The following is an 11538-nucleotide window of genomic DNA, read 5'->3' on the forward strand; positions in this document are numbered from 1 at the left end:
GCGGGCTCGTCCACCGCGACCTCAAGCCCGGCAACATCATCCTGGCCGAGGACGGGCCTCGGGTGCTGGACTTCGGCATCGCGCGGGCGGTGGAGTCCACGCGCATGACCGCCACCGGAACGGCCTTCGGCACCCCCGGCTACCTCGCCCCCGAACAGGCCCTGGGCCTCGACGTCACGGGCGCCGCCGACGTGTTCGCCCTCGGCTCGGTGCTGGTCGCCGCGGCCGGCGGCAGCGCGTGGGGCGAGGGGACGCCCATGGGGCTGATGTACCGCTCCGTGCACGAACCGCCGAACCTGGCGGCGGTTCCGGACGGGCTGCGCGCGCTCGTCGAGGCGTGTCTGGCGAAGGACCCGGCGGACCGCCCGACGCCCTCGGCCCTGCTGGACCTGCTCGGCGACCCGGAGGCGCCGGTGATCCCGGTCGCGCAGCCACCCGTACCGCAGGCACCCCCACCGCAGAACGCGGCCCCGCAGCCTGCGGCCCCGCACACACCCGCCCCGCAGCCCGCCCTCCCGCAGACACCGGTTCCGCCGGTGCCGACCGTCCTGCAGGCATCGACGCCGCCCACGCCCGTCCCGGCGACGCAGGCGGCCCCGCCCCGGCCGCAGGGTCCGCCGCCCATGCCGGCGGTGGCGCCCGCCGTCCCGGCCGGGCCGGTGGAGGCTGCGCCCGACGTCGTGATCGCCGACCGCCGCAACAGCGTGGTCGCCGACGCCGCCGGAGTCGTCCTCGAAGTCGACGGCGTGGAGGCCGACTTCGCGTGGGAGGAGCTCGCCGGGATCACCTACGCGCCCCTGAACCGCGGCGCCCACCTGGTCGTGACGGTCCTGCTGCCGGACGGCAGTTCGTACGGGTGCCAGGTCAACGCCCGGCGCGTCAGCCGCCTCCAGGAGTGGCTGGGGCAGCTGCACCGGTCCGTCGTCTGCCACCTGGCGCCGCGCCTGGGCGTCCTCCCCGGGCCGTACGGCTTCGGGCCGGGGCCGTACGGATCCGGCGCCCCCGGCATGCCCGGCCCGTACGGCGGCTTCGGCTCCCCGCAGGGCCCCGGCGGCTTCGGCCCGCCACCGCCGCGGTACCCCGGTCACGCCGGTTAGGCCCCCGGCGGCGTTCAGAGGTGCTTGGCTCCGGCGTAGCGCGTCAGGCCTTCGCGAAGGCGGTCGAGCAGCGCCTTCGAGCTGCCCGGGCTCACGCCTCGGACGGGGTGGCACAGGACGTGGCCGTGCCCGTCGCCGTACCGCTTGATCCGGTGCGCCCTCGTCCACTCCGGTGCGGGCTCCTCGCCGGGGGCGAACCACACCACGACCTCGGCGGAGCGCCCCGCGCCGATGACGGCGATCCGGTCGAGCGCGGTCCAGGAGATCGAGAACGTGTCCTTGTTCCGGGCTTCGCTCCGGCGCACCACGGTGAGCCGGTCCCTGTCGAGGGTGAGCAGGTCCCACGGTGCGCTGATCTCCAGCCCGACGCACACGGCGACCGCGACGAAAAGGATGAAGTAGTCCGGCCCGGTGAATCCCCAGGTCTCCTCGGGTTTGAACAGGTGGACGACCACGGCCCACGCGGTCAGGATCACCGCCGCGACCGCCATCCTGCGGAGGATCCCGTACAGCTTCCAGGCTCCCGGCCTGGGGTTCGCGTGGACCGCCGCCGGACCCGGAGCGGCCACGGACGGCGACGCGGGGCGGCTTGCGACCACACCAGGGGCGCTCTCCACCGCGGTCGGGGTCCGTTCCCCCGCGGTCGGGATCCGTTCCACCACGGGCGCGGGCGCCGGCCGCTCAGCCCGGCGGTCCAGGGCGCGCAGCGCCTCGGCCGTGTCGGCGGCGGTCGCATACCGCTGGTCGGGGTCCTTGCGCAACAGGGTCAGCAGGACGCCGTCCCAGGCGGGCGGGATCCCCTCGGCGACCGTGCTGGGGGCGGCCGGTTCCTGGGTGAGGTGGGCCGTCAGGTAGCCCACGGTGTCCGGGGCCTGGAACGGCAGCCGGCCGGTGATCAGCTCGTAGAGCAGGCAGCCCAGCGCGTACAGGTCGCTGCGGGTCTCCGGGTGGCCGCGGGCCTGCTCGGGGGCCATGTACGGGGGCGTGCCCACGATGAGGCCGGTCTGGGTCAGGCGGCCCGCGGTCGCGTACGGGTCGGCCGCGCGCGCGATCCCGAAGTCCAGGACCTTCACCGTGCCGGAGGGGCCCAGCAGGACGTTGGAGGGCTTGATGTCCCGGTGGAGGACTCCGGCTCGATGCGCCTCGGACAGCGCGTCGCAGATCTGCGCGCCCCACCGTGCGGCGTCGGGCAGCGGGACGGGGCCGCCCCGGTGCAGTAACGCGTCGAGCCCCTCGCCCCGCAGGAGTTCCATCACCAGGAACGGCGCCCTGCCGTCCTCGGCCTGCGCCTCGCCGAGGTCGTGGACGGTGACGATGTTGGGGTGCTGCAGCGCGGCGGTGATGCGGGCCTCGCGCAGGAACCGGGCGCGGGCCTCGTCGCCGCGGCTGCCGCCGCCGGCCAGCAGGGCGATCACCTTGACCGCGACGAGCCGCTCCAGCGTCTCGTCGCGTGCCTCCCACACCTGGCCCATGCCGCCCTCACCGAGCTGCTGCACCAAGCGGTACCTACCGCCGAGAAGCTGATCCCGCATCACCGGGCCGCCCCCTCCCCGTTCCCACCGTTCCCACCGTTCCCGCCATTCGCGCCGTCGCCGCCGGCTCCCGCGTGCTGTCGGCCAACCTACGGGTGCGGGCTCACCGGCGCGACCCCCCGGAGCACCGGCCTCAGCCCAGGAGCAGCTTCCTGGTGAGCGCGATCACCTCCGCACGGCTGCGGGCGCTGTGGTCGGCCGCGATGAAGTGGTTGCCGATGCGCAGCGAGAAGGCGATCAGGCAGCGGGCATCGGCCTCGTCCTCGTCCTCGTCCGGACAGAAGGATCCGAACAGCGAACGCATGTACTGCATCCGCCGGTTGTCCACGCGCCGCAGGCGCTCTGCGACGCCCTCGTCGCGCCGGGCCCAGGCGCGGACCGCGAGTTCGGCGGTGGTGGACTACTCGGGCAGGTTCAGCTGCCACGACACACCGAAGCGGTCGTTGACCCAGCCGAACCTGGCGCTGAAGCCGTACGAGCCCAGCGGCATCAGCGCCTGGCCCTGCTCGACGAGGGCCTCGTAGAGGCGGTCGAGCTCGGCCGCGCTGTCGCACTGCACGAACAGCGAGACCGCCGGGGTGAAGCCGAATTCGTGCTTGACCGCGCTGTCGATGCACATGAACTGCTGGCCGGCGAGTGCGAACGTGGCGTGCAGGACCGTGCCTTCCTCGCCGGGGCCTTCGGGGCCGTAGCGGTTGATGCTGATGACCTCGGCGTCGTCGAAGAGCGACATGTAGAAGGTCATGGCCTCCTCGGCCCTGCCGCCCTCGAACATCAGGAACGTGGTGATCTTCTGCGGGGTCGTGGCCATCCTGGCTGCTCCATGGGGTGTGGTGGCGTGGCGCGAGCCTGTCGGAGCCGAGGTTAGAGCACGCCTCCGACAGGGCCCGGGATACGGCGGCGCGCGGCGCGTGCGGCGTGGCCGGGCCCGTCTTCGCTCCGGCCGCCGGGCGGGGCGCGCGCGCACGGGCCGCTGCCGTGGACCACCATGGTGCCCATGTCCGATCGATTCACCACCCGGGTCCTCGACCTCGCCACCGGCCGCTCCGAGACCGTCACCGACCTGACCCGCGCGTGCGAACAGTTCCTGGCCGACGCCGCGGCCGGCCGCGACGGCCTGCTCAACGTCTTCGTCCCGCACGCCACGGCGGGCATCGCCGTGATCGAGACGGGCGCCGGCAGCGACCACGACCTGCTGGAGGCCCTGCACACCCTGCTGCCCGCGGACGACCGCTGGCAGCACCGCCACGGCTCCCCCGGCCACGGCCGCGACCACGTCCTGCCCGCCTTCGTGCCGCCGCACGCGACGCTGCCCGTACTCGGCGGCCGCCTGCAGCTCGGAACCTGGCAGTCGGTCTGCCTGGTCGACACCAACAAGGACAACCCGGACCGACAGGTCCGGTTGAGCTTCCTGGGGTAACCGCCCCGGAGGGGCACTTCGCAGAACCGACCGACCACCGACTTCCCTTGCACAAACCGGTATTTCGTGGCCTGTTCGAGGGGTCGGTACGGTCCGGCCCATGGACTGGAATTTTCGGACGGCCGAAGAACTCTCGGCCGCCATGCGTGCCGGTGAAGTGACCTCGGCGGAACTGACCGACGCGGCGATCGCCCGCATCGAGCGCCACGACAAGGCGGTCAACGCGATCTGCGTACCGGACTTCGACCGGGCACGGGCCGCCGCGCGCGATGCCGACCGGGCGCGCGCCCGCGGTGAGGACCGGCCCCTGCTGGGCATCCCGGTGACGGTCAAGGAGTCCTACGACATCGCCGGGCTGCCCACGACCTGGGGCATGCCGCAGCACCGGAACCACATGCCGACCGAGGACGCGGTACAGGTGTCGCGGCTGAGGGCAGCGGGCGCGGTGGTGCTCGGCAAGACCAATGTGCCCGTGGGGCTGCAGGACATACAGAGCTTCAACGAGCTCTACGGCACCACCAACAACCCGTGGGACCACACCCGGACGTCGGGCGGATCCTCCGGCGGATCGGCGGCGGCCCTGGCGTCCGGGTTCGGCGCACTGTCGATCGGCTCCGACATCGCGGGCTCGCTGCGCACCCCCGCGCACTTCTGCGGCATCCACGCACACAAGCCGACCCTCGGGCTGGCGGCGACCCGGGGCATGGCCCCGCCGCCCGGGCCGGCCCTCCCCGCCGAACCCGACCTCGCCGTCGTCGGCCCGATGGCCCGCACGGCCCGCGACCTCACGCTCCTGCTCGACGTCATGGCCGGACCGGATCCGCTGACGCACGGGGTGGCGTACGACCTGGCGCTGCGGCCCGCGCGCCACGAGCGGCTCTGCGACTTCCGCATCCTGGTCCTGGAGGACCATCCGCTCATCCCGACCGGCGCCGCTGTACGGGCCGGCGTGAACCGGGTGGCCGCCGCGCTGGCCGACGGCGGCGCCCGCGTCGAACGGCACAGTCCGCTGCTGCCCGATCTGACCGAAGCCGCGCTGCTCTACACGCAGTTGCTGTTCTCGAGCACCGTTGCCCGCTTCCCCATCGAAGCGTACGAGCAGCTGCAGGCCCGCGCCGCCGCACTGAGCCCGGGAGACCGGATCCTCTATACGGCGCGGCTGCGCGCCATGGTGTTCAGCCACCACGACTGGATCGAGGCGAACGGCCGCCGCGAGCTCCACCGCCATGCCTGGCGGCAGCTGTTCGCGGAGTTCGACGCCGTGGTGTGCCCCATCACGCCCACTCCCGCGTTCCCGCACGACCACGACCCCGATCCGATGGGGCGCCGGATCGACATCGACGGCGTCACGTACCCGTACTTCGACCAGCTCGTCTGGGCCGGCCTGGCCACCATGCCCGGCCTCCCCGCCACCGCCGTACCGGCGGGCCGCTCCCCCGAGGGCCTGCCGGTGGGAGTCCAGCTCATCGGCCCGATGTTCGAGGACCGCACCCCCCTGAAACTGGCCGAACTGCTCGAAGAGACCACGGGCGGCTTCCAGGCCCCGATGTAGGGGCCTCCTACTGTGGGTCCTGTTCGTCGCTCACGGTCGGGGGATGGTCGACGTGGATGGTGAGGCTGGTGATGTGACCTGATTGGATGACGGGACCGTGCTGGACGCCACCGCGGATGTCGTTGCGCACGGTCTCGCGGTGCGTCATGGCGTTCTGCTCGCCCTCCGAAGCACCGGTCTCGGGCAGCCGGGTCGCTGCGGGCTCAGCGTCCATCGTCTTCCTCTCCTCGATTCAGCTCCTCACCGCTGTCCGCCGTGAAGGTCGCGGGCGGATCGAACCGGCGTAGCAGGTCCTCGGCCGTCTCGTGCCGGTTCTGTTCCGTGACGATGTGGGAGATCTGTTTGGCCAGCATCGTCCGCCGCGCGTCCCCGTCCGTAAACCCCATGGCATCGAAGAATCCCGAAAGGTGACCGACGGACAGCGGCGACCGGTGCCCGCACGCCCGGCGAAGCCCGGCGAGACACCGAACTCGGCGAACTTCGAAGCCAGTTGAAGGAACTGAAGCGTGAGCGGACCCAGCTCCAGGGCCGCCTCGACGCAGCAGCCACTGTGATCGCCGCCCTCCACCACGACAACGCGGGTCTGCGCGAAGAACTTGCTGGACGCGGCGCCGTCGTCGCGCTCGACGAACGACGCGCCTCCCGGACCGCCACGATTGGCCCCTGCCGAGTGTCTCACCCCAGCGGATAGCCGATCTCCGTGATGTCTCCTGCCAGGTCGGCCAGCGTGATCTCTGGGTTCAATGCGCGGACCACTCCTTCGGTCAGCGGATGCGAGGAAAGGACGTGCCGAACTGCCTCCAAGTCGACCGAGACCTCGTAGTAGTCCTCGGCCCATCGCTGAAATGCTTCCGCAGAGCGATCTGCCAGCAGACTGAACAAGTACGCAGCGCCGTCCGGGTCGCCCGTGGTTGCTTCGGGGAAGTCGATCGTTCCGGCTTTCCAGTGATCGTCTCCCGCCTCTCGCCACATGCAGGCAGTGACGACAGGCATCCCATCCTCGTCTGAGAAGGCCGGTTCCTCGACACACGACTGGAAGACATCGGGCACGTCATCGAGCACGCCGGGCCATGGCCCGTCCTCGGCATAAGGACTCATGGGTGACTCGTGCGCGAACCCACGCACATAGGCGCCGGCGGCCGAGAACACGATCGAATACTCGTCACCCGACCCATTGCGCATCGAGGCCATGGCCTCCGTCTCGGACCAGTGGGCGTTGAAGGAGTAGTAACGGTCCGACCACTCAGGGCTGAAGACCGCCTCCAACATGGCCATCGAACGGCAGTGATCTCGGAGGGCAGCTATCTCGGGCAGCTGTCGGGCAATGTCCTGAACAGTCACACGCACATCCAAGCGCACGCCTCTGACACTTGCGTTCCTGCCCGACGGTTCCGGCCTGCTCATGAGACACCGAAACGGTGGGGAACGTTTCCTTCTCCGAGGGCGGCCGCAGCATTCGCCCGGAGTCCGAGCCGCGGCCGGGTGCCGAGTACCGGGGGCCGAGTACCGAGTCACGGAAAGTGACGATTCTTCGAGGCGCAGGACCCCAGGAGGCGCACTGCCGGTCCGGGTAAGGGTTTCGCTGGTGCAGCGGAGAACGGCTGGTCAGGTGCTGTCCACCCGGGTGGCGCATGCAGAATCGATATTGTGCACGCCGCTCGGGGACCCGCGGGTGGTCGTCGCTTAACGTGACCGGGCGTCCCTCGACAGCTCGTTGCCCCGGCCCGGCGGAGGTACCCCGTGCGCACCGCCATTCCCCTCCGGCTTGCCGCCTCCGGCCCTCACCGCCTCCCGCCCCCAGGAAGACACCCCCATGTCGCTGACCACCGATTCCTCCCTGCTCCTGAGCCGGCTCAGAGACGTGCTCCCGACCCATGCCGTGTTGGCCGACGAGGCTTCACTGGCCGCCCATGCCCGGGACACCGCGCCCTTCCCGGACTGCGGGACCCCGGCCGTGGTGGTCCAGCCCACCACAGCCGAACAGGTCCAGGCCGTGCTGGCCCTGGCGTACGGGCTGGAGGTGCCGGTCGTCCCGCAGGGCGCCCGGACCGGGGTGGTCGGCGCCGCCGGTGCCGTCGACGGGTGCATCGTGCTGTCCACCGTGAGGATGGACCGGATCCTGGAGATCGACCCGGGCAACCGGCTGGTGCGCTGCGAGCCGGGGGTCACCACGGCGGCCCTGAACGCCGCCGCGGCCGAGTACGGCCTGACGTACCCCCCGGACCCGGCCTCCCGGGACACCTGCACCATCGGCGGGAACATCGCCACCGGCGCCGGCGGGATCTGCTCCGTCAAGTACGGGGCCACCGCCGACCACGTGCTGGCTCTGGACCTGGTGCTCCCGGACGGGAGGCGGATGCGGACGGGCCGGGACACCGTCAAGGGAGTCGCCGGCTACGACCTGACCCGGTTGATCGTCGGGTCCGAGGGCACCCTCGCGGTCGTCGTGGGGGCCTCGCTGGCGCTGCGGCCCGCCCGCCCGCCGGCCCTGTCCCTGCTGGCCCGGTTCCCCACCCTGACCGCGGCCGGCGACGCGGTCCACGCCATCACCCTGGCCGGTCACCTGCCCTCCGCCCTGGAGCTGCTGGACCGCGCCACCTCCGAGGCGGTCGCCGAGCTCGGTCACCCGCTGCTGCGGCCGGGCAGCGCGGCCACGCTGATCGTGGAGAGCGACACCGCCGACCCGGCCCGGGACCTGACGGCGATGGAGCTGCTGTGCAAGGAGGCCGGGGCCGAGCACGTGGTCACCGCGAGCACCGCGGAGGAGTCCCGCGAGATCATGGAGGCGCGCCGGCAGGCCGTTCCGGCCGTGAACCGCTTCGCCGCGACCCTGCCGGGCAGGCCCACCACGTTCGTCGAGGAGGTGGCCGTCCCCCGCCGCGAACTGCCGAAGTTCATCGGGGCCATCGAGGGGATCGCCGACCACCACGGCCTGCGAATCTTCACCACGGCTCACGCCGGGGACGGCCGCGTCCGCCCCGCCGTCCTCTTCGACGCGTCCGACGCCGGCCGGGTCGCCCGCGCCCGTCAGGCGCGCGAGGACATCGTGGCCGCGGCGCTGGCCGTCGGCGGCACCAGCACCGGCACGCACGGCATCGGCACCCTCAAACGGGACTGGCTGGCCCGCGAGCTCGACCCGGCGGGCCTGGACCTGCACCGGGGCATCAAACGGCTCTTCGACCCGAAGAACCTCCTCAACCCCGGCAAGGTGATCGAGGCATGACCCAGTCCACGCGCTCCACCCGGACCACGCAACACGATGGCCCGCGCGGCAACGGGGGGCGGGGCACGGCCGTGGCCAGCCCGGCCCTGAACCTCCGCCTGTTCGCCACCCACACCCTGCCCGTCTTCGTCCGCGGCTTCGTGAGCCCGCGCCCGCGCGTGGTCAAGGCGTACGCCGCCCTGAACCAGCCCGCATGGGCGGCCGCCACGCTGCGGGCGCTGCGCGGGCGCCACGGCGGGGCGCCGGTCCTCGTGCGCGGCCTGTCGGGGCCGATGCTGGTCCTCCTCGACCCGAAGGACATCCGGCAGTTCTACACCGAGCCGGTCCGCTCGCTGGCGATGGATCCGCCCGACAAGGACAACGCCCTGAAGGTGCTGGAGCCCACCGGGGTCATCTGCTCCCACGGCGAGCTGCGCGAGGGCCGTCGCCGGATCAACGACGCGTGCCTGGCCGAGTCGGAGGCGGTCCACCCTTCGGGCAAGGAGTTCCGCGCGGCCGTCGCCGAGGAGGCCCGCCGACTGGTGTCGCAGCGGGTCGTGGACATGGAGGACATCCGCCGGGCCATGGCCAGGATCAACCGCCGTATCGTCCTCGGTGACGCCGCGGCGGACGACGAGGAGCTCCACGCGTGGCTCCTGGCGCTGCGCAACGAGGCCAACTGGATGGGCCGGCGCAAGAAGCAGGCCCGGGCCGCCCGCGCCGTGTACGCCCGGGCGCAGGCCCGCATCGAGTCCTACGCCATGAAGGCGGCCGCCCATACGCTGATCGCCCGCGCCCTCGGCCAGGACGATCCGCAGGGCGACCTCGACCCGGTCGGCCAGGCGCACCACTGGCTGCTGGCCCTCGACACGCTCGGGCCGACGGCCGCCCGTACCCTGCTGCTGCTCGGTGCGCACCCGGCCGAGCAGCAGGCGGTGGTTCCCGAGGCGGCGTCCGGTGTGGCCGACATGCCCCGGATGCGGGCGTGCGTGAAGGAGACCGTCCGGCTGTTCCCGATCGTGCCGGACCTCCTTCGCCTGACCCGGGCCGAGACGACGTGGCGGGGGGTGCCGGTCCCGGCCGGCACGGCCGTCCTCGTACCCGCGCTGTTCCACCAGCGCGATCCCGACCACGTACCGGCGGCCGATCTGTTCGCGCCCGGCCGGTGGCTCTCGCCCGGGGCGCACGAGGCCGTCCAGCTGGCGCCGTTCAGCCACGGCGGCGGGCACTGCCCCGGGGAGAACCTCGCGCTGCTGGTCGGGGCCGAGTTCTGCGCGGAGATCCTGCGGACGCACCGCGTCACGCGGGGCCGGCCCGTCCTGCCGTCCGCGGGGCCGCTGCCCTGGCTGCTGGACTCCGCCGCGATCCGGTTCGGCCTCGAACCCCGGTGAACGAGCACGGCGTCGCGCCCCGCATGGAGGGCCGTTCCGCCGTCTCCCCGTACCGGCTGCCCTCCGAGCTCACCGAGTTCACCCGGACCGACGACACCCCCTCCTTCCCTCGGTGCCACGCCACGCCCAGAGACCACAGCGAGAGACCACCCCAGCGAGGACCCCTGTGACCGACACCACCCCCTCCGCCCGATCCTCCGCGGACGCCGCCGACGCCTCGTCGGCCGGCCCGGACTCACCCCCGCGGCCCAGCTCCTGGGTGACCGCGCCCTACGGGCCGCCCGGGCTTCTCGAGCGCCTCGGTTCAGCCGCTTTCGCCCAGGTCAACGCGTACAAGGAGTGGCACGAACTGCCGCTTCCGCTGGCCCTGTTGAACCTGCGCACGATCCGGGAGGACCTGCGCCGCAAGAACCTGTACGACACCTACGGCGCCGGCGGTGAGCGCCCGCGCCGCGCCACCTCCACGCTGCTGCCGTACCGCTCGTACGACGGCTCGGGCTACGACCCGTACGACGTGGACATGGGCCGGGTCGGCACGCGGCTGGACCGCAACGCCCCGCTGGACCTGGTGCTTCCGGAAGCGGACGAGGAGCTGATGCGGCCGAGCCCGCGGGAGATCAGCCGGCAGCTGCTGGCCCGGCGCTCCTTCGTGCCCGCGACCTCGCTGAACCTGCTGGCGGCGGCCTGGATCCAGTTCGAGAACCACGGCTGGGCCAACCACGGCGACAACGAGACCGCCGAGCCGTTCACCGTCCCGCTGGCGGGGGACGACGACTGGGAGATGCACGGGGGCACCTGCCCCATGCGGATCAACCGCACCCGGCCCGACCCGGTGGCGCACACCACGCCCGACGCCCCGCCGACGTACGAGAACACGGTCACCCACTGGTGGGACGGCTCGCAGCTCTACGGCTCGGACGAGGAGCGCTGCCGGGCCCTGCGCACCGGCGAGGGCGGCCGGCTGACCCTGTCGGCGGAGGGGCGCCTGCCCGCCGACCCGCGGCCGGGGCGGGACTGCCTGGACTGGACCGGCATGAACAGCGACTACTGGGCCGGGCTGTCGCTGCTGCACACGCTGTGGGCCAAGGAGCACAACGCGATCTGCGACATGATCCGCTCTCACCACCCCACCTGGGACGACGAGCGGCTGTTCCACACGGCGCGGCTGGTCAACACCGCGCTGATGGCGAAGATCCACACCGTGGAGTGGACCCCGGGCATCCTCGACACGCCCGTGCTGCACCAGGCTATGAACGCCAACTGGTACGGGGTGCTGCCGCGTTGGGTCAGCAAGACCTTCGGGCGCATCGGCACGGGCGAGATGCTCAGCGGCATCCTCGGCTC

General features: G+C 72.5%; 12 protein-coding genes. 6 read left to right on the plus strand and 6 right to left on the minus strand.

All coding sequences use genetic code 11. The features are described 5' to 3' along the window. Window positions 1-1097, plus strand: a 1097-nt coding sequence (locus AB0F11_RS35785; RefSeq protein ID WP_362183293.1) for a serine/threonine-protein kinase, incomplete at its 5' end; no start/stop codon positions are given. A gap of 14 nt (window positions 1098-1111) precedes the next feature. Here the strand turns inward: AB0F11_RS35785 and AB0F11_RS35790 are convergent. The 3 genes from AB0F11_RS35790 to AB0F11_RS35800 form a co-directional block, all read right to left on the minus strand. Beyond that, entirely contained in the window at window positions 1112-2593 is a 1482-nt protein-coding gene (locus AB0F11_RS35790) for a protein kinase (protein WP_362183296.1), read from the minus strand. Between the two features lie 169 nt (window positions 2594-2762). Continuing rightward, window positions 2763-2942, minus strand: a complete 180-nt coding sequence (locus AB0F11_RS35795; protein WP_362183299.1) for a hypothetical protein — start codon at window positions 2940-2942, stop codon at window positions 2763-2765. Window positions 2943-3029: 87 nt separating this feature from the next. Next, the gene (locus AB0F11_RS35800) at window positions 3030-3440 is read right to left on the minus strand and encodes a VOC family protein (protein WP_362183302.1); all 411 of its coding nucleotides are present in this window, start codon (window positions 3438-3440) and stop codon (window positions 3030-3032) included. A 186-nt stretch (window positions 3441-3626) separates the two neighbouring features. Between AB0F11_RS35800 and AB0F11_RS35805 the strand changes: the two genes are divergently transcribed. Both AB0F11_RS35805 and AB0F11_RS35810 read left to right on the plus strand, forming a co-directional pair. After that, window positions 3627-4049, plus strand: coding sequence for a secondary thiamine-phosphate synthase enzyme YjbQ (locus AB0F11_RS35805; RefSeq protein ID WP_362183305.1), 423 nt, complete (start codon window positions 3627-3629; stop codon window positions 4047-4049). A 100-nt stretch (window positions 4050-4149) separates the two neighbouring features. Next, complete coding sequence (locus AB0F11_RS35810) at window positions 4150-5601, plus strand: amidase (protein WP_362183308.1); 1452 nt, start codon at window positions 4150-4152, stop codon at window positions 5599-5601. A gap of 7 nt (window positions 5602-5608) precedes the next feature. Here AB0F11_RS35810 and AB0F11_RS35815 read toward each other — a convergent pair whose 3' ends face one another. The 3 genes from AB0F11_RS35815 to AB0F11_RS35825 form a co-directional block, all read right to left on the minus strand. After that, the gene (locus tag AB0F11_RS35815) at window positions 5609-5815 is read right to left on the minus strand and encodes a hypothetical protein (RefSeq protein WP_362183311.1); all 207 of its coding nucleotides are present in this window, start codon (window positions 5813-5815) and stop codon (window positions 5609-5611) included. Next, window positions 5805-5987 carry a hypothetical protein gene (locus AB0F11_RS35820; protein WP_362183314.1) on the minus strand — a complete coding sequence of 61 codons (183 nt, stop codon included), beginning with the start codon at window positions 5985-5987 and terminating at the stop codon, window positions 5805-5807. The genes AB0F11_RS35815 and AB0F11_RS35820 overlap by 11 nt, the downstream gene beginning before the upstream one ends. Before the next feature lie 289 nt (window positions 5988-6276). Beyond that, the gene (locus AB0F11_RS35825; protein ID WP_362183317.1) at window positions 6277-6942 is read right to left on the minus strand and encodes a hypothetical protein; all 666 of its coding nucleotides are present in this window, start codon (window positions 6940-6942) and stop codon (window positions 6277-6279) included. 472 nt (window positions 6943-7414) lie between these two features. Between AB0F11_RS35825 and AB0F11_RS35830 the strand changes: the two genes are divergently transcribed. The 3 genes from AB0F11_RS35830 to AB0F11_RS35840 form a co-directional block, all read left to right on the plus strand. After that, complete coding sequence (locus tag AB0F11_RS35830) at window positions 7415-8824, plus strand: FAD-linked oxidase C-terminal domain-containing protein (RefSeq protein ID WP_362183320.1); 1410 nt, start codon at window positions 7415-7417, stop codon at window positions 8822-8824. Then, a complete protein-coding gene (locus tag AB0F11_RS35835) occupies window positions 8821-10194 on the plus strand; it encodes a cytochrome P450 (protein ID WP_362183323.1) in 1374 nt (457 codons plus the stop codon). Before AB0F11_RS35830 ends, AB0F11_RS35835 begins: the two co-directional genes overlap by 4 nt. Window positions 10195-10360: 166 nt before the next feature. Further along, a partial coding sequence (locus AB0F11_RS35840; RefSeq protein WP_362183326.1) for a peroxidase family protein occupies window positions 10361-11538 on the plus strand: 1178 nt, incomplete at its 3' end.

It is taken from the genome of Streptomyces sp. NPDC032472 (assembly GCF_040636955.1).
Lineage (GTDB): Bacteria > Actinomycetota > Actinomycetes > Streptomycetales > Streptomycetaceae > Streptomyces.

What these genes read in the sequence shown, in the direction of transcription:
- AB0F11_RS35795 (WP_362183299.1), bottom strand. Translation starts at nt 2,942, where the DNA reads ATGCAGTACATGCGTTCGCTGTTCGGATCCTTCTGTCCGGACGAGGAC.
- AB0F11_RS35810 (WP_362183308.1), top strand. Translation starts at nt 4,150, where the DNA reads ATGGACTGGAATTTTCGGACGGCCGAAGAACTCTCGGCCGCCATGCGT.
- AB0F11_RS35835 (WP_362183323.1), top strand. Translation starts at nt 8,821, where the DNA reads ATGACCCAGTCCACGCGCTCCACCCGGACCACGCAACACGATGGCCCG.
- AB0F11_RS35830 (WP_362183320.1), top strand. Translation starts at nt 7,415, where the DNA reads ATGTCGCTGACCACCGATTCCTCCCTGCTCCTGAGCCGGCTCAGAGAC.
- AB0F11_RS35800 (WP_362183302.1), bottom strand. Translation starts at nt 3,440, where the DNA reads ATGGCCACGACCCCGCAGAAGATCACCACGTTCCTGATGTTCGAGGGC.
- AB0F11_RS35815 (WP_362183311.1), bottom strand. Translation starts at nt 5,815, where the DNA reads ATGGACGCTGAGCCCGCAGCGACCCGGCTGCCCGAGACCGGTGCTTCG.
- AB0F11_RS35805 (WP_362183305.1), top strand. Translation starts at nt 3,627, where the DNA reads ATGTCCGATCGATTCACCACCCGGGTCCTCGACCTCGCCACCGGCCGC.
- AB0F11_RS35820 (WP_362183314.1), bottom strand. Translation starts at nt 5,987, where the DNA reads ATGGGGTTTACGGACGGGGACGCGCGGCGGACGATGCTGGCCAAACAG.